Origin of the sequence: Thalassotalea sp. SU-HH00458, from assembly GCF_040362795.1 — a bacterium.
In the GTDB taxonomy this organism is placed as follows: Bacteria; Pseudomonadota; Gammaproteobacteria; order Enterobacterales; family Alteromonadaceae; genus Thalassotalea_H; species Thalassotalea_H castellviae.
On the sequence record NZ_BAABWW010000002.1, the window covers coordinates 436,107 to 454,641 of the forward strand.

Sequence of the window (18,535 nt, forward strand, 5' to 3'; positions counted from 1 at the left end):
AAGCTTTGTTAATTCATAACGCCATTTAAGTATTAGTAGGAAGTACAAGTGAAATTTTATAATTTAAAAGAAAATGATGAACAAGTCAGTTTTTCTGGCGCAGTAAAGCAAGGATTAGGGCGTAACCAAGGGTTATTTTTCCCTGAGAATATACCTCAATTCGACAACATTGAAAAACTACTGGCTCTGCCAATGGTAGAACGAAGCGTTGAAGTACTTTATCCATTTGTTAGCGAAGACTTAACGAAAGCACAACTTCTTGATATTGTCACGGATGCCTTTAATTTTCCTGCGCAAATTCAACCTATTAGTGAAAATCGAGCGATTTTGGAATTGTTTCATGGTCCAACATTAGCATTTAAAGATTTTGGTGCTCGTTTTATGGCGCGTTGTTTACAAGCTTTTAGTGCCAAAGAAGGAAATAATAAAAAAATTACCATTTTAACAGCTACTTCTGGTGATACTGGTGCTGCCGTAGCACATGCTTTTCATGGTATAGATAACATTCGTGTTGTGATTATGTATCCAAAAGGAAAAATCAGTTTATTACAAGAGAAAATGTTCACGACGCTTGGTGGCAATATTGAAACAATCGCTGTTGATGGAGATTTTGATGATTGCCAAGCGCTAGTCAAACAATCTTTTGATGATAAAGCGTTAAAAGAGGCCATTGGATTAAATTCTGCCAATTCTATCAATATTAGTCGTTTACTTGCGCAAATTTGTTATTACTTTGAAGCTGTCGCTCAACTGTATCGTCAAAAAGGTGCTGCGGCCCTAGACAATATTGTTTTTTCTGTGCCAAGTGGTAATTTTGGTAATTTAACGGCAGGTTTATTTGCTAAAGCGATGGGGTTACCTATTAAACGTTTTATCGCGGCAACAAACGCTAATGATACAGTTCCCCGTTATTTAAAAACCGGCGAATGGTCACCGAATGAAACAGTTGCCACAATGTCTAATGCGATGGATGTAAGCAACCCGAATAACTGGCCTCGTGTCGAGTTTATGTTGAAGTCTGGTTTAGTCGAGAAAGATTGTGTCAGCTCGGTTTCTATCGATGAAGAGCAAACACAAATGACGGTAATTGGTTTAGCAAAACTTGGTTATATTAGTGAGCCTCATGCTGCAGTTGCATATAAAGCATTACAATATAATGCTACTGATGAGGAGTTTGGGGTGTTTTTAGGTACCGCTCACCCAGCTAAATTTAAAGAAGTTGTTGAAAGTACTTTAGGTCAACCGATTGGTTTACCTAAAGAATTAGCTGATTGTGCGTCTGAGACTATTCTTTCGGTTGAACAAAGTACTGAGTTTAACGATTTAAGACAGTATTTATTAGCAAAAGCATAAATTTTTATTTATTTAAAACTTGATACGTTAAACTAAGGGCACTGTTAAATAACTGCCCTTTTTTTATGTCTGAAATTTTACCGCATTGGCACGCGATAATTACGCGCGAAAGTAATAAACCATACTTTATTGAATTACAAAAAAACTTGGCAAAGCAAAGAAAAGATCATGCCATTTTTCCACCAGAAAAAGATGTCTTTAATGCGTTTACTTATTGTGATTTGGCTGATATTAAAGTCGTTATTATCGGTCAAGATCCATATCATGGCGTTGGAAAAGATAATCAACCTCAAGCCCATGGCTTGGCCTTTTCAGTAAATCCTAACATTAAAGTTCCACCATCTTTAGCGAATATTTACAAAGAGCTAGTAACAGATATTGACGGTTTTGAAATCCCCGAACATGGCAATCTTGTTGAGTGGGCAAAGCAAGGAGTATTATTGCTTAATACGGTGTTAACGGTTAAGCAAGGCCAAGCGCATGCTCATGCCAAATTAGGCTGGGAAAAATTCACTGATGCTATTATTGACGAAATTAATCAAAAAAATACTGGGTGTTGCTTTTTGTTATGGGGCAGCCATGCTCAGAAAAAAGGCCGTAATATTAATCTTAACAAGCATTGCGTTTTAACCTCAGTGCATCCGTCTCCGTTATCGGCTTATCGTGGGTTTTTTGGGTGTGGGCACTTCTCAAAAGCTAATGCTTGGTTGGCAAAAAATAATAACAACATTATTAATTGGCAATTACAAAATAACAGCCAATAAAAAAGGCTTCATTAGAAGCCTTTTCAAATAAAATGATATTACACTTAAGCTTGTTTTTGCTTACGTGATAACCCTAAGCATGCTAAAGCTAAGCCAAAAATAGCAACACTTGTCGGCTCTGGCACGCTAACACTTTGTGAAACTAACCATGCACCAACATTACCTTGATCAGCAGTTGAAACATGCGTGTCATTACAACAACTATAATGGATATACATACCACCATTTGCAGTATGTAACCAATCTGAAGAGGCAATCGTTGGATCAGCAACTAAATCTAATACGAGCTTGGCACCACCAGCTTGAAAGTTGTGTGAAGTTGTGGATGTCACAGTTTCACCTGTGATATTTGAAAATAACTGGTTTAATTGTGCTGTTGTTGCCAATACCCAAGTACGGCCATTAAAAGTAACGCCAGCACCAAAGAAGCTGCTGGTATTTGCCGCCATTATATCAATATCAAGGAAGTCTAATCCTTGCGCCGTATCAGTTGTATAATCATTGTAATCAATGATTGTAGCTTGAGACGAAAATGCGCAGATTAATAGCGTAAATAAAGCAATAGACTTTTTAATAGATTGGATAAACATGTTGTTTTCCTTTTTTAAACATTATTGTTATCTATGTGTTTCAAAGCATAATTCAAGCCAATACTGTAAGTGACTGTTATGTATGTATTTATTGGTTTGTGGCGATTTAAGAAAGCACAGAGTGTAAAAAAAACAGACATTCAATTCTTCTGAAATAATTTTCTAATTTATAATGACGCAGGTGTTTTTGTAAGTATATAAAACTATAAAATAGATTAAATAGAAATTTATTTGCTATTAATTGTTTTTATATTGGTTTTACTTGCTCCTTTAATAAGGGTTGATAGAATATATCGAATGTTTCACTTGGTTTTGGTGTTGTTATGTCTTTAGAAAATTACTTTATTCCCTTTCGTCGTCATGTCATAGGTAATGATTTATCCCATCAAATTAATGGTCAAAACCTCGCAATTATCTATGCTGATTGGACGGCGAGCGGCCGTTTATATCAACCGATTGAAGATTATATAACCAATACGCTGGGTCCTTATGTTGCTAATACTCATACTGAAACCAACCTTACAGGCAGTGCGATGACGCATGCTTATCATGAGGCGCAACATGTTATTAAAAAGCACGTTAATGCTTGTAGCAATGATGTGTTAATTACGGCTGAAGCCGGTATGACTGGAGTGATCAATAAATTTCAACGTATTTTAGGTTTACGTATACCTGAGCGTATGCAAGAACAAGTGAGCTTTAATGAAATTGATAAGCCTGTCGTTTTTATCACTCATATGGAGCATCATTCTAATCAAACGTCTTGGTATGAATGCGATGTTACTTTGGAGATCATAGATCCTGACAGCAACGGCTTACCATCATTAGAGCATTTACAAACATTATTAGCAAAGTATCGAGACAGAAAAGTCAAAATAGGCTCCTTTTCCGCCTGTTCAAATGTTACGGGGATCAAGACTCCTTATTATCAACTCGCTGAAATAATGCATGAACATAATGGCTTGTGCTTTGTTGATTTTGCTTGTTCAGCGCCATATGTTGATATTGATATGCATCCGACAAACCCGAAACAAGCTCTTGATGCCATTTATTTCTCACCTCACAAATTTCTTGGTGGTCCGGGGAGTTCAGGCGTTTTAGTGTTTAATAAATCCTTGTATAAAAATAAAGTCCCTGATCATCCAGGTGGCGGAACGGTGACATGGACGAACCCTTGGGGAGAGCATAGTTTTTTCGATGATATCGCTTTACGTGAAGACGGTGGCACCCCAGGATTTTTACAATGTATTCGTACCGCTTTAGCGATTAAAGTAAAGGAGGCGATGGGGGTTAAAAATATTGCCTTGCGTGAAAAAGAAATTACAGATTATGTGATGGATAATTTAAGTAAAAATGAACGTGTAGTGATGTTAGAGCCAAACATGAAAGACCGTTTAGCGATAGTGTCATTTTACGTACTGGGAGCGCATTACAATTTAGTGGTTCGAATCCTTAATGATCGCTTTGGCGTGCAAACGCGTGGCGGTTGTTCTTGTGCTGGAACCTATGGTCATATACTCCTTAATGTTGATCATGATACTTCGAATAAAATCACTAAGAAAATTAACTCGGGGGATTACGCGGAAAAACCGGGTTGGATCCGCGCATCTTTTCATCCGACTATGTCGAATAAAGAAATTGAATTTGTCGTCGATGCTATCCATCAAGTAACTGAAAATATTTACCAATGGAGCCAAGAATATCGCTTTAATCCAGCGACAGGCGATTTTGAGCATTGTCATTTAGCGGTTGAGTTTCCAGAACTTAAAGGTTTTGATCCGATGCATTCGTGTTCAGTGAATAAAGCTAACCCTTCAATTTTGCATCGTATTTTTGGTTAATGAAAAATCGATTGATAAACGCTTTTGTCATAAGTTTATCAATCGAATTCGATAAGCATTTCAGCGGCACTACAATGGCAAGTTTTGCCGCATACAGGGCAAATATAACCTTGTTTACTCAATTCAAGCCATCGATCATTATGAATCTTCATTAACTTACCACCACATTTAGTGAAATATTTTACGGCACTATTTCCAGGACTCTGCATCCATAAATGGCTGACACCCGCATTGGCTCCTTGCTGTTTTGCCGCAGTAATGGCTAATTGCAGTAATTGACTACCTATGCCGTAGCCGCGATAGTTTTCATCAACAGTGTTGCATTTAAAATAACATACTTTGTTTTGCTCGCTAGGCCACAGTTCAGGCGAACACCATGAATCTACTGGCCAATTTCCCACAGCAAAGGTAACTCGAAAACCGACTAATTTGTCATCATCATAAGCGACAAACCCGGCATTAGTACCATTTTTTATGCCTTTTTGAACCCATTGTTCAAGGTTTTGTGCATTGATATATCCTTCACCATGAACTTGTGTGCCTAGTTCAATGACTGCTTGATAATCTTCAGGTGTGATCGCGTGATAGCGTATGGTGTTTTTCATTATTAATTTGATTGATCTTTCGCTGATTATTGTTAGTTTACCATTGGAATAATAATTTAGGGAAACCGATGTACGATCCTCTTCATGATAAGTCACCAGGTTGCGGAGAAAAATACCCCAACAGTTACTGGGCAAATACCTCAGGTGTAGCTCCTGAGAATGATGGTAAATTAGCGCAAGATATAGATGTTGACGTTGCAATAATTGGTGCGGGTTATACAGGAATGTCTTGTGCTTTACACCTTGCCAGAGAGCATAATATTAAAGCACATGTGCTAGAAGCGAACCAAACGGCTTGGGGATGCAGTGGTCGAAACGCTGGCTTTATTTTAAAGTCATCAGGAAGAAAATCTTTTTCAACCATGCAAAAGCAATGGGGTGAAGAAGTGATGCGTGGTATTTATCAAGAAATGTCGGCGGGCGTTGAAACTGTTAATCAGTTGATTCATGAAGGCATTGACTGTGATCCACAAAGCTTAGGCTATATAAAGGTTGCGCATAAAGCCAATAAACTGAATGAGTTGATTGAACTGGCGAAATTGCAAAAAAAAATGTTTGGATATGATGTTGAAATATTATCGAAAGATGAATTAAGTCAACAATATATGGATGATAAAAATGCATATGGTGCTATTCGTTATCAAGATGGTTTTGGCTTAAACCCATTAAAATTGGCGTGGGGTTATCAAAAGTTAGCACGAGAAGCTGGGGCTAAAATTTATTGCTCATCGCCAGTCATTGATTGGCATAAAAATGGCCAAGTTCAGCAATTAATTACCCCTCAAGGAATAGTAAAGGCAAAGAAAGTGGTTATTGCTACTAATGGTTATACCCCTAAAAATTTTAATGTTTTAGTCTCTGATCGTACCTTACCAGTGCTTTCTCAAATTATAGTGACAGAGCCCTTAACTGAGGCACAAATGGCTGCATGTAATTTTCTTACTTCAAATGTGGTGATGGATACAAGGGCATTAAAATACTATTATCGAAAATTACCTGATAATCGCATTCTATTTGGTGGCAGAGGAGCTATTACAGGGAAGGGCGCAGAAGATCCATATTATGCCAAAAGATTATTGTCCGTATTAAAAAGCAGTTTCCCGGCCTTACATTCGTTAAATATTGCCTATGCTTGGTCAGGCTGGATTTGTATGGCATTAGATGACTTACCACACATTTTCCAGAATGACACGAAAGATGTTTTTTATAGTATGGGATATTGCGGTGCAGGAGTGTCATTCTCTGTTCAAGCAGGTAAACGTTTAGCAGATAAGGTCGCTGAAAAGTCGGTTCCACATTTACCTTTATATGACCGCCCGTTGCCTAAGTTTCCTTTAGCGCCATTAAGACGTGTCGGGCAGTGGGGTTACTTTCATTATGGAAAAATTAAAGATACGTGGTTTTAAGCATCATAGTTCACTAAAAACACCAGCTGAAATAGCTGGTGTTTTTCAATGTTAGAGCGCCGTAAAAATTTACTTTCGTTGTTACAGTAAGTTGATTGATTTAGTCACATAAGTTGTTGCTAAAGTATTAGGGGTTTCAATACTGATAGTTAACGTTGCTGTTGCAGGATCGCCATCGATAGGGTTATTAATAGAGAAATCCATAGCGCTAAAACCATCAGCGTTAGTATTTCCTACTGATATTGTTGTTGTTCCTTGTAATTCTCCACCATCAAGTGTCACGGTAACTGTGGTACCAATTGGCATGGTTTGCATCGCACTGTCTGCAAAACGGAAACGTAATGCTAACGCGCTTCCATCAGCAACGTCTGGCAAGTTATTACTCGTTCCTTGATTATCAGCATAGGTTGTCGTTTGAGTGGTATCAGATAAAACGAAATTGGGGTTACTGCTAGATGACATAATTAATACTAATGCTTTACGCAATATCGCATTTTTCACCTCATTATCACATTTATCACCACTACATTGTGGACCGTTAAATTTTTCATCAGCTAGACTAAATTGATCATCATTATTTTGGTCAAAGAATTTTGTTTCCTGAGGATCTTTAACATGGTTTTCATTATCATCACGCCATGCTTCAGACATATCGACAAAACCAGCAGATAAGGCAACTTGTCGGCCAAAACCTGAATTTACCATGTTATTATTAATTGCATCACCATCATTGTTGTCAAAGACATTATCACCATTTGAATCAAAAAATGTCTCATGGCCTGACGTGGTGGCTAAAATTGTCGAACGATGATCTGTTAAATAAGGCTCTGTTGCTGTCCAAGTTACCGCACAATTACCTGCAACTGTGTTACATGATGATTCTATTGTTCCACCTTCAGTCGTGAAATTAATTGGTGTGCCATCAGGCACAGGGTTATTAAAACTATCGGCTAGCCAAACGCGGATCACTGATTCTTGGCCAACGATGTCGGCTTCTGGATTAAGCACTGTGGCAGCAATGGTCATTGAAGCTTGTTCTGGTAACCCAGTATTTACTGACAGTTCACTTGATTGCGTTTGTACGCTGATAGTTTCACCATTAACTTCCATAATGGCTTTCGCGGTAACTCTGACGACTGTTGGCACAGTACCGGATGAAACCTGTGTGGTAATTAAACCTTGGCTATTGGTGAAGCCACTGGCTCTGCTTAAAGCAATACCACCAACAATAGTGTCTAAGCTAAACTCAACTTCTTGTTGTGCAAGGGGATTTCCTAACTGACTTTTTAATAAAAAAGTTAACGTCGATGTTTCTTGACCGCCGCTGCCTTTGATTACGATGGAATCTGGTTGAGATGAGACAAACTCAATTGACCCAAGTTCTTCTGAACTAATGTTGATATTCGTTGAAGCGGTATTTGTTACACCATTTGAGGTGACAGAAGCGACGATGATATCTTCAGTGCCATTAATGCCTGCACAATTAATATCTTCAAAAGTAGCCCCAGCTTTACCTTTGATACTAATAACTGTTTCGTCTATGGTTGCTGTTTCGTTGATCACACAATTAGAAGTAAAGGAAACCGTTGTGGGCGTATTTATATACTTATTTTCGCTATCAACTAATTCAACGGTCAAACCTAATGTGCCGCCTGCGCTGATTGTCTGATCGGTAATTGAAAGCTTAATAGCTCCTTCGATAAATTGACTGTTTTCATCAAAATAGCCAATGCGGACATCATCAAGTAATACGGTATCTGCTGGTAGAATCTGATAGTTCATTTGTGCGCTGATACTACTATTGCTGTTCAAAGAAACCGCTATAACCCCAGCACCGATCACGTCGTCACCGGCTAATGTGACAATTGCCTGGCCATTTTCATTGGTTAATGCGGTGGTTGTTGTTAACGAACCTATATCAGCCGCAAAGTTTATTATTTCATTTTTAACCCCTGCACCTGTGTTATCGAGTAGGGTAACTTGAATTTGTGCTTGTTCATTACTTTTAAATTGATTAGTGTTTTGACCATTAAGTTGCATCGCTATTGATGCACTTAGTGAGGGTGCTACGACAGTGGAGGTTGTATATTCATAATCAATGCTGGTGGAAATACTACTTTCCGCGCTAGCAACTGAAGCGGTAAGCGTGCCGGCACTTAAAATAAGATCGCTATTTAAAATAGTGATTGTGGCTACGCCATTGGAATCTGTCAGTTTAGAGTCAACCGATAAACTACCTAAATCTGCTGAATAATTTACTCTAGTGCCGCTCATCACCGCATTAAATTGATCTTTAACGGTTGCTTGCACTGTCACGTTATCATTGGTATCAAAACTAAGTTGTTCGACACCTTCATTATTGAGCAAAACCACCGAAATGCTTGTTGCAACGGACACTTCGTCACTGTCTGTTGGGTTTTCACCTGAGCTACCATTACAACCTGTGATGAGCATTAAAAGAAGCAAAGAAAGTGTGCTTAAAAACTTATTCATAAATGAAAATTCCAGTACAGGATAATTATTATTTGTTGTTAAACTAAATCATAAAAGGCTATTTAACAAAAGTCCACGTATATCAATGTACTAATTAATGTTAAGAGGCTAATTGTAGCGATTAAACATCTACACGGTTGGTAAGTTTTCCGTCAATAAAATCGGCTATATTATTGGCAAGAATTTTAATAAGTCTTTGTTGTGCTTCAATAGTTGCCCAAGCAATATGTGCGGTAATCTTTAAATTGTGTGGCTGATCAGTTAATAATATATGATCTGGAGCGGGGGGTTCTTGCTTAAGGACATCAAGAATGGCGTATGCAATTTCATTGCGCTTGAGTGCGTTAAGTAAATCAACTTCATTGACAATAGCACCACGAGCAGTATTGATTAACACTGCAGATGATTTCATTTTGTTGAAAACATCAGCATTAATTAAACCAATAGTGTCGGTGGTTTCAGGGCAATGTAAAGACAGGACGTCGGCTTCTTTTACGACGGTATTAAACGCTATTCTGCCGGTGCGAATGTTTTCACGATTCGGACGCTCAGCGATTAACACCTTCATGCCAAAGGCCAGTGCAATTTTTTCTACTGCTTGAGCGAGTGTACCATAGCCAATTAACCCTAGCGTTTTATCGGCTAATTCATGGCTACCATTACCGTGATAACAAAAAGAAGGACTCTGCTGCCATAACCCTTGTTCAACATTTAGATTGTGATGACTTACTTGACTAAAATACTCCAACATTTGTCCGAAAACGTATTGAGGAACCGACCCTTTTGCATAACCACTGACGTTCGTTACCCCGATATTTAATTTTTTAGCAGCATCAATATCGACATTATTAATACCCGTTGCGGCGATACAAATGAGCTTTAGCTGTGGCAATTTTGCTAATAATTGTTCACCCAACAACACTTTATTGGTAATAATTATATCAGCATCTTGAGCACGGCTTAGTACTTCATCTGGTTGAGTTAGTGGGTAACAGGTTAATGAGGAGATCTGATTTTTAATGTCAGTTAACTCTATATCGGCTGAAAACGTTTGTTGATCAAGAAAAACCGCGTGCATGTTATATCCTTAAATAATTAACCTGGTCTGCCATCGAGCCTGCCTTTCAATAACATAGGCGCATAATGAAAAATAAAAATTCCAAACGAAAAGTACCAAAGACCCGCGCTTGCTTGATAAATGCTCAGTATAGACTCAGGGAATATTAACGGTAAAAAGCTTCGGATAATAGCCGCAATAAAAATGAATAAAAAAGCCAACGACATGGTTTTTGGCGGTTGTAATGAACGCCCAGTATGACCTAAAGAGACACGAGAAATCATCGCAAGAATTAATCCTCCCATGCCACCAATCGTCAAAAGATGCCATAAATGACTGGTTGATAATTCAGTTGAAAAATAACTATAGCCGATAAAAAATAACCCAAGCACAATAAAAATCACGGCTAAATGTAAAGACCATAATAATGGCACCTTGATGGTGATCCATGGACGCCAACGAGCAATACGAATCGCTTGAAACATAGCCGCAAGAATAAATAAACTGCCAAGCACTTGGAGATTTATAGCCACTAGTGGATGTAAGATTAAATAAAAGGTGATGAGAGCTAAACTGCCATTCGTGGCTTTGTCTAACCATGCAATATTCGTCACTTTTGTGGTTTGAGTGCCATTAGCGGTGAACATTGGACCAACTCTGCCTACCATTACCGACATCAATAAGGTGATTAACATCACTCCCGCATAGGCAGATAATTGTACTGAAAAATTTTCAGGCGACATCAAGGCCAAGTAAAACTCAATATTGACTAACGTAAAGAGCATTAACAACGGGACAAAAAATAAATTACGATATTGTTTAATTTTGATAATCGGCTTGCCAAGGAAAACCGCGACAGCGGGTAAAAAGGCGATATCTAATAACATCGTGATGTTTTCGCCGAGTAAATTGGGCTGAATTAAGGCTATTCGAGGGATGAACCAAAGTAAAACAAGAAACAACAATGACTTATTTTGAATGCCTGATATTCCGGTCCAATTTTGTACCGCGGTTAATAAAAATCCGGCAATAATGGCGCTGGCAAAACCAAATATCATTTCATGTAAATGCCACCAATAACCACCACCGAAGGGAGTGAAGTCACTTTTACCTTGTAGCATCAACAACCAAATAAAAATAGCAATCACTGCAAAAGCAGCACCGAATAAAAAGAAAGGTCTAAAACCTAAACGTAAAAGGGGTAGAATTTTTTGTTCTTTTTGTAAGTCAGTAATTTGCATCATTTTCTGCACGTCTATTTAAAGTAGATAAACCATTCTAAAACTTTGCGTTAATAATTCATTAAAGCAGATCAAAGAAAACACATTTAATGATTATTTTCTGTGATTAATTCACTGGCTTTTCTAATTCATAAATAGCTTCGCTGATTTGTTCAACACGATCGCTGATGATATGTTGAGCATCATATAAGCCACGATTGTAATAGAAGCTACCAAACTCTTTACTGACAAAGTCTAATAGAAACTCAGCGTCAAATTGCCCTAATTCTTGCTCTAATTCACGATCAAAATAGCGTTGTAATTTATCCACTAGTTGTGCTTTTTCTTGGGGGGAAAATTTAATCTCACTCATTTAAATTAGCTTGTCTGGTAGAAATTTATCAATAGTGTATCGAGTTTACTCTATACTAACCAAAGATTTTATTTTTCTAATGTAAAAAATGTTGTGACCAATTTTCTAGCAGCACTAAAAAAAATGTGGCAAACCGATTGTCAGTTTTGTCGAAAATCACGCATGCTTATTTTATGGCTGATCTTAATGCTGCTTGCTGATGCATTATGGTTTCATTTGTTAATAAAATAACGGAGTAAAATATGGGATATCGTTGGGTGGATTCACAAGAATTAGCGTTAGATTTAATGGAGGCACATCCTGAAGTTGATCCGCTAAAATTACATTTCACTGAACTTAGAGAGTGGATTTTAGCGCTTGAAAACTTTGATGATGACCCAAAGCATTGTGGTGAACGTGTATTAGAAGCAATTCAATTAGCTTGGATTGCTGAAATGGATTAACCAAGGTTGGTTTATTTTAAATGAGATATTCAAACTAGAATTCCCTCATTTAACGCTTTTTTGTCTTAAGGCGTTCGACTATACTAACTCATCTTTATTCGCGTGGTGAATCTTTAACATTCACCAAATTAATATAACAACATATAAGATCACTATTACAACGCTATTATGACCAATAAAAATAAACGTCCTTTATATATACCATACGCGGGCCCCAGCCTTTTAGAATCACCCTTACTAAATAAAGGTAGTGCTTTTAGTAAAGAAGAGCGTATTAGTTTTAATTTGACTGGCTTGTTACCGCCAAGTTATGAAACGATCCAAGAACAAGTTGATCGTTGTTATCGTCAATATAGTAATTTTCGCACGAATTTAAACAAGCATATCTACTTACGAGCCATTCAAGATAAGAATGAAACCTTGTATTGCAAATTGGTACAAGAACACCTAGAAGAAATGATGCCTATTATATATACGCCTACCGTAGGCGATGCTTGTGAGCAATTTTCAGATATATATCGAAGTAATCGTGGGTTATTTATTTCATATGAAGATCGTGATCAACTTGATGATATTTTACGAAACGCCACCAAAAACAAAGTAAAAGTTATTGTGGTAACGGATGGCGAACGTATTTTAGGTTTAGGTGATCAGGGTATCGGTGGTATGGGGATCCCCATTGGTAAATTAGCGCTTTATACCGCATGTGGTGGCATTAGCCCAGCTTATTGTTTACCTGTGATGTTAGATGTTGGTACGAATAACGAAAAATTGCTAAATGATCCTATGTATATGGGCGCAAGACACCAGCGCATCGAACAAGATAAATATGACGAATTTCTTGATATGTTTATCAAAGCGGTGAAGCGTCGTTGGCCACATGTGATGTTGCAATTTGAAGATTTTGCCCAACCAAACGCAACGCCTTTGCTGACTCGATATCGTGATGAAATATGCTGTTTTAATGATGATATTCAAGGTACCGCTTCTGTTACTGTTGGTACCTTGCTGGCGGCATGTCGATCAAAAGGCGTAAAACTCTCTGCACAAAAAGTTACTTTTGTTGGTGCAGGATCTGCTGGTTGTGGGATTGCTGAGCAAATTATTGCTCAAATGATCAGTGAAGGCATATCGCCCGAACAAGCCAGAAGTCAGATTTTTATGGTGGATCGTTTTGGTTTACTTACTAAAGGCATGCAAGATTTAAGAGATTTTCAAGAAAAATTGACCCAATCGAAAGACGCTCAAGCCTCATGGAATATTGAAGGAGAATTTGCCTCATTACTGGAAGTGGTTAATGAAGCCAAGCCTGATATTTTAATTGGGGTATCAGGGGTTTCAGGTTTATTTACTGAACAAGTGATCAAAGCGATGAAATCACATTGTGATATGCCAATTATTTTTCCATTAAGTAACCCAGTCAGACAAGTTGAAGCAACGCCAGCGCAAGTGATTCATTGGACTGATGGTCAAGCGATTGTTGCTACTGGGAGTCCATTTGAACCTGTTCAACATAAAGATAAAGTTTTCCCTATTGCCCAATGTAATAACAGTTATATTTTTCCCGGCATTGGCTTAGGTGTGGTTGCTGCCAATGTCAACCGAATTACCGATGAAATGCTAATGGTGGCGAGTAAAACGTTAGCTGAGGCTTCACCTTTAGCCAATACCGGTGAAGGTGAATTACTGCCACCTCTGACAGAGATTGCAAATTTAAGTAAGAAAATTGCTTTTGCAGTTGCGAAAGTTGCCTTTGACCAAGAGTTAGCGCTACGTATAGACGATGAAAGCTTGCGAGCGAAAATAGAACGTAACTTTTGGCAACCCGCCTATCGTCAATATAAACGTATTAGTATTTAATTTTTATTCTTGTTTAATTCTTTTATTGAGAATTTTATGACTAAACCCGTTAATCGCAAGTGCAACGGGTTTTTTATGGCTGACTCTTCATTTTACTTATAGTTATCTTGTGCTTTCGCTAGACAAATAATCAAATTTTTCCTCTAAGGTTATCTGTATTAGCTTTTCAACGAAAGACTGTAAACAGAGATAAACACCTCGTCTTTTACGCAATGAGCAACAATAGATATAACATTAGTCATTTGATTATATTTCGTCTATAATCGCGCCAAAATTTATACCACCTAATTTATTAAAATTTATAAGAGGGCTTATCATGGCTATCGAACGTACTTTTTCAATCGTAAAACCTGACGCAGTTGCTAAAAACTTAATTGGTCAAATCTACAATCGTTTTGAAACAGCAGGTTTAAAAATTGTTGCTTCTAAAATGGTTCATTTAAGCAAAGAAAAAGCAGAAGGTTTTTACGCAGAACACAGTGAACGTCCATTCTTTGGCGCTTTAGTTTCATTCATGACTTCAGGTCCGGTAATGGTTCAAGTTTTAGAAGGCGAAAATGCTGTTCTTAAAAACCGTGAAATCATGGGCGCAACTAACCCAGCTGAAGCACTTGCTGGTACTATTCGTGCTGATCTTGCTGACAGTATTGATGAAAATGCTGCTCACGGTTCTGATGCTTTAGAATCTGCTGCACGTGAAATTGCTTATTTCTTCTCTGATGATGAAATTTGTCCACGCACTAGATAATTTTCTTTAAACGTCGTTAATAACGAGGTGTCAGTAGCGAAAATGCTCACTTACACACGTAAGTTCTGCGTTTGCTACTTGAATTCTTGCTTTTAACACCGTTTAAAAAAATTAACGCTCAAAGGGTTTTACTGAATTTTCAGTAAAATCCTTTTGTTTGTTTAGCGATATAATAAATATAAGCACTTTAAAGGTTATCTAAGTTCTAAATAGCCTAAATGATTAAAATATTTATATTTGTTTTATCCTTTGATTAAAATTGTTTGCTTTGGTTGAAAAGTGTACAATTTGTCCCTGAAATTTTGCTGTATCGAGAATTTTTACATGAGTGAAGTCACTGAGTTTGTTAGCCCGAGTAAATCTAAAATTAATTTATTAAATTTGGATCATCAATCAATGCGTGAATATTTTCATTCTATTGGTGAAAAGCCATTTCGTGCTGATCAAATCATGAAATGGATTTATCATTTCGGATACTCAGACTTTGAGTTAATGACAAACTTAAATAAAAAGTTACGCGAAAAGTTACAACGTAATACTGAAATTAAAGCACCTGAAATTTCTGAGAAGCAAGTGTCATCAGATGGCACTATTAAGTACGCATTAAAGCTTGAAGGCGGACAAGAAGTTGAAACGGTTTGGATACCTGAAAACGATCGAGCCACGTTATGTGTTTCTTCTCAAGTGGGTTGTGCTTTGGAATGTACTTTTTGCGCTACGGCCCAACAAGGCTTTAACCGTAATCTTTCGATGAGTGAAATTATTGGTCAAGTTTGGCGTGTCGCGAATGATATTGGCGCGACGCGCATTGCAGGAAAACGCCCAATCACAAATATTGTTATGATGGGCATGGGGGAACCGTTATTAAATATGAAAAACCTAATTCCCGCGCTTGATACCATGTTGAATGATTTAGGCTACGGTTTATCTAAACGCCGAGTAACGGTAAGTACTTCAGGGGTTGTGCCGGCGTTAGATATGTTAAAAGAAAAAATTGATTGTGCGTTAGCAATTTCAGTTCATGCGCCAAACAATGCGTTACGTGATGAATTAGTGCCGATTAATAAAAAATATCCGTTAGAAGAGTTTTTAACTGCCGCGGGTCGATACATTGACGGTTCAAAAGCCAATAAACAGGCGACAATTGAATATGTCATGCTTGATCATGTTAATGATAGTACCGAGCAAGCTCACGAATTAGCGATCGCATTAAAAGATTTACCGAGTAAAATTAATTTAATTCCTTTTAATCCATACCCGGGTTCTCCTTATAAAAGGTCAAGTAATTCTCGTATCGACAGATTTGATAAAGTTCTGCAAAGTTATGGACTTACGGTTATTACAAGACGTACTCGTGGCGATGATATTGATGCTGCATGTGGTCAGTTAGCCGGCGATGTTTTAGACCGTACCAAGCGCACAAAAGAGCGTGATGAAAAAAAACAGGTGAAAGCTGATGAAATATCAGTAAAAATAGTCTGATTGCCAATAAATTAATAGTGACGTCAGTATTTTATGGATAAATATTTAAAGTTTCTTGTCAGCCTACCGGTCGTGATTGTACTTACCGGTTGCGTCACACAAAACTACGAGAATGATAAAAGTACCCCTGTTATTGAGAATGAATCGACCAATAACGAGATTGCGATGACGCGTATTTCGCTTGGTCTGGGGTATTTGAAAATGGGGAATACCACACAAGCAAAGTTAAATTTAGAAAAAGCGAAACGTTTTGCGCCCAAATTAGTACAAGTTCACACCGCGTTTGCCCATTATTTTGATAGTGTTGGCGAGCCAGAACAAGCAATAGCCTCATATGAAACAGCCTTATCGATCAAACCCGAAGATGCCGATACTTTAAATAATTACGGTGTGTTTTTGTGTAAACAACAGCGTTATCAAGACGCTGAAAAACAGATTCTAAAAGCCATTGCCCAGCCAAGTTATATTTTGGTTTCACAAAGTTATGAAAATTTAGCTTTATGCCAATTAAAGGCACAAGCTTTTGATAAAGCTGAATTGTATTTTGATAAAGCGATACTCCATAGCCCAAGCAGTGCTTCAGCATTATTGCATATGGTACGATTACAATATGCGAAAGCAGAGTATAAAAAAGCGTTGGTTTTTTTAAAACGCTATGAAAAAGCGACACGTCGTTTTTCAGCTAATGCTTTGGCGCTTGCTTATAAAATTTTTGAAAAACAACGTGACCCTAAAACGGCGAAAAACTACGCCACTATGTTAGTTAAAATGTTTCCAAACTCTTATGAGTCGAAACAATATTTGTTAACTGGCTTAAGCGAGATTGAAGCGGATCAATTGGCGAAAACATATCAAGAAAGTTTGCGAGGGCAGCAGCAACCTAAAAAACGGGTTGTAGTGTTATCACCTAAAACGTCAAATACGACTGTGACAGAGAACGTTGTAAATAAACACAAAACTGCGAAAAAAACATCAGCGAGTCTTGTTAAAGAAAAAGTAATAAAAACGACTGATTCGACAGTAAAAAATACACCCAAAATACCACAAGCCAACACAAAAACGTTAGCGTCTAAAACTTCAATTAACGCAGGTTCTACGGCACAACAGATGGTGAGTTTACCTATTCACCTTGTCGTTAAAGGCGATAGTTTATATTCTATTTCAAAAAAATATAATATTCATATGAAAGCGATAATGCGTTGGAATAAACTTAAGCACAACAGTATTTTGAAAATTGGAGATGTTATTTATTTAGCGAATCCGAAAAAAATAGCAAAACCTGAAGAGCAATAGCTAAATGACCACAGAGAATAACATAGAAGAACTTTGCGAAGATATCGAAGTAATAGGTCCAGGACAAATACTGTCTGAAGCAAGAGAAGCTATGGGGTTAACCCAACAGCAAGTTGCCGAAAAACTAAATTTTAGGACTACTTTAGTTAAAGATATTGAAAAGGATCAATTTGATCATTCGCTACCGGCAACTTTTAATCGTGGATATTTGAAAAATTATGCCAAATTAGTGGAAGTGTCTGCTGATGAAGTTCTTGCCGGTTATGAAATGCTGAATGTTGCAAAGAAGCAAGGCGCCGAGATGCAAAGCTTTTCTAAAGAAACTAAAAAACAAGCTGAAAATAATATGGTGATGTGGATTAGTTATTTAATTTTAGCTCTGTTAATTGGCTCTACTATCCTGTGGTGGTTACAAGATGCAAAAAAATCCAATGACGGAAATAATCTTGTTAGCCAGACAGCACCAACATCCACTGAGGTGAATGAAAGTATCTCGAAAACACCAGCGGTAAATCATGATAAACAAACGCCAAAGGTGCAAAATGATCTTACGCAAAATACAGAAATTACTACGTTATCTGAAACTTTAAAATCAGCAGCCACTAACCTTTTGCCCAACGAACAGGGCAATAATTCCGTTAACGTCAGTGAAGCGAATATCGACATTGATTCAGCTACTACCGAGCAAGAAATATCGCCTGCGATTAACCCTGTGACAACTCCCTCAGAAACCATGGATTTTGGTCCAGCTGAAGTGGCTATTTTTACATTTTCCGGTGATTGTTGGGTCAACATATATGATGCTACAGGCGAGCGTATCGCATGGGGTATTAAAAAATCTGGTTATAAAATGGAAATTACCGGACAAGCTCCATTTGAAATCACCTTAGGTAAGCCTGAGTTAGTGACGATAATGTTTGAAAATGAAGATGTAGATATGTCGCAATTTAGTCGTGGCAATATTGCAAAATTTAATCTTCCCTTAGAATAAAATTAGCTTTTTAACC

At 37.6% G+C, this 18,535-nt stretch carries 16 protein-coding genes; 10 read left to right on the plus strand and 6 right to left on the minus strand.

The features are described 5' to 3' along the window. Positions 1 to 48: 48 nt before the first annotated feature. A complete protein-coding gene (thrC, locus tag ABXH06_RS04860; protein ID WP_311579667.1) occupies positions 49 to 1,353 on the plus strand; it encodes a threonine synthase in 1,305 nt (434 codons plus the stop codon). A 65-nt stretch (positions 1,354 to 1,418) separates the two neighbouring features. Next, a complete protein-coding gene (gene ung / locus ABXH06_RS04865) occupies positions 1,419 to 2,117 on the plus strand; it encodes a uracil-DNA glycosylase (RefSeq protein ID WP_353517470.1) in 699 nt (232 codons plus the stop codon). A 44-nt stretch (positions 2,118 to 2,161) separates the two neighbouring features. Here ung and ABXH06_RS04870 read toward each other — a convergent pair whose 3' ends face one another. Further along, a complete protein-coding gene (locus ABXH06_RS04870) occupies positions 2,162 to 2,707 on the minus strand; it encodes a PEP-CTERM sorting domain-containing protein (RefSeq protein WP_353517471.1) in 546 nt (181 codons plus the stop codon). A 323-nt stretch (positions 2,708 to 3,030) separates the two neighbouring features. On the opposite strand from ABXH06_RS04870, the gene ABXH06_RS04875 reads away from it, so the two are divergent. Further along, positions 3,031 to 4,548, plus strand: a complete 1,518-nt coding sequence (locus ABXH06_RS04875) for an aminotransferase class V-fold PLP-dependent enzyme (protein ID WP_353517472.1) — start codon at positions 3,031 to 3,033, stop codon at positions 4,546 to 4,548. Positions 4,549 to 4,586: 38 nt separating this feature from the next. On the opposite strand, the gene ABXH06_RS04880 is transcribed toward ABXH06_RS04875, so the two are convergent. Beyond that, positions 4,587 to 5,153, minus strand: a complete 567-nt coding sequence (locus tag ABXH06_RS04880) for a GNAT family N-acetyltransferase (RefSeq protein WP_353517473.1) — start codon at positions 5,151 to 5,153, stop codon at positions 4,587 to 4,589. A gap of 68 nt (positions 5,154 to 5,221) precedes the next feature. Here ABXH06_RS04880 and ABXH06_RS04885 point away from each other — a divergent pair, with 68 nt between their 5' ends. Continuing rightward, complete coding sequence (locus tag ABXH06_RS04885; protein ID WP_353517474.1) at positions 5,222 to 6,559, plus strand: NAD(P)/FAD-dependent oxidoreductase; 1,338 nt, start codon at positions 5,222 to 5,224, stop codon at positions 6,557 to 6,559. Positions 6,560 to 6,640: 81 nt separating this feature from the next. On the opposite strand, the gene ABXH06_RS04890 is transcribed toward ABXH06_RS04885, so the two are convergent. The 4 genes from ABXH06_RS04890 to ABXH06_RS04905 form a co-directional block, all read right to left on the minus strand. Further along, positions 6,641 to 9,052, minus strand: coding sequence for an Ig-like domain-containing protein (locus ABXH06_RS04890; protein WP_353517475.1), 2,412 nt, complete (start codon positions 9,050 to 9,052; stop codon positions 6,641 to 6,643). Positions 9,053 to 9,173: 121 nt separating this feature from the next. Beyond that, on the minus strand, positions 9,174 to 10,130 hold the full coding sequence (locus ABXH06_RS04895; protein ID WP_311579688.1) for a D-2-hydroxyacid dehydrogenase: 957 nt from the start codon (positions 10,128 to 10,130) through the stop codon (positions 9,174 to 9,176). Between the two features lie 17 nt (positions 10,131 to 10,147). Continuing rightward, on the minus strand, positions 10,148 to 11,353 hold the full coding sequence (locus tag ABXH06_RS04900; RefSeq protein WP_353517476.1) for an NnrS family protein: 1,206 nt from the start codon (positions 11,351 to 11,353) through the stop codon (positions 10,148 to 10,150). Between the two features lie 103 nt (positions 11,354 to 11,456). Beyond that, positions 11,457 to 11,702 carry a DUF2164 domain-containing protein gene (locus tag ABXH06_RS04905; RefSeq protein WP_311579694.1) on the minus strand — a complete coding sequence of 82 codons (246 nt, stop codon included), beginning with the start codon at positions 11,700 to 11,702 and terminating at the stop codon, positions 11,457 to 11,459. Positions 11,703 to 11,944: 242 nt separating this feature from the next. Between ABXH06_RS04905 and iscX the strand changes: the two genes are divergently transcribed. The 6 genes from iscX (at position 11,945) to ABXH06_RS04935 (ending at position 18,519) form a co-directional block, all read left to right on the plus strand. After that, the gene (gene iscX, locus ABXH06_RS04910) at positions 11,945 to 12,145 is read left to right on the plus strand and encodes a Fe-S cluster assembly protein IscX (RefSeq protein ID WP_311579696.1); all 201 of its coding nucleotides are present in this window, start codon (positions 11,945 to 11,947) and stop codon (positions 12,143 to 12,145) included. A 168-nt stretch (positions 12,146 to 12,313) separates the two neighbouring features. Beyond that, positions 12,314 to 14,005, plus strand: coding sequence for an NAD-dependent malic enzyme (locus ABXH06_RS04915; RefSeq protein WP_311579698.1), 1,692 nt, complete (start codon positions 12,314 to 12,316; stop codon positions 14,003 to 14,005). A 316-nt stretch (positions 14,006 to 14,321) separates the two neighbouring features. After that, positions 14,322 to 14,753, plus strand: coding sequence for a nucleoside-diphosphate kinase (ndk, locus tag ABXH06_RS04920; protein WP_311579749.1), 432 nt, complete (start codon positions 14,322 to 14,324; stop codon positions 14,751 to 14,753). A 324-nt stretch (positions 14,754 to 15,077) separates the two neighbouring features. Then, positions 15,078 to 16,235, plus strand: coding sequence for a dual-specificity RNA methyltransferase RlmN (gene rlmN / locus ABXH06_RS04925; RefSeq protein ID WP_311579751.1), 1,158 nt, complete (start codon positions 15,078 to 15,080; stop codon positions 16,233 to 16,235). Positions 16,236 to 16,268: 33 nt separating this feature from the next. Beyond that, positions 16,269 to 17,528: a type IV pilus biogenesis/stability protein PilW gene (gene pilW, locus ABXH06_RS04930; protein WP_353517477.1), complete on the plus strand. Its 1,260-nt coding sequence runs from the start codon at positions 16,269 to 16,271 to the stop codon at positions 17,526 to 17,528. 4 nt (positions 17,529 to 17,532) lie between these two features. Then, on the plus strand, positions 17,533 to 18,519 hold the full coding sequence (locus ABXH06_RS04935) for a RodZ domain-containing protein (RefSeq protein ID WP_353517478.1): 987 nt from the start codon (positions 17,533 to 17,535) through the stop codon (positions 18,517 to 18,519). Positions 18,520 to 18,535: the final 16 nt, after the last annotated feature.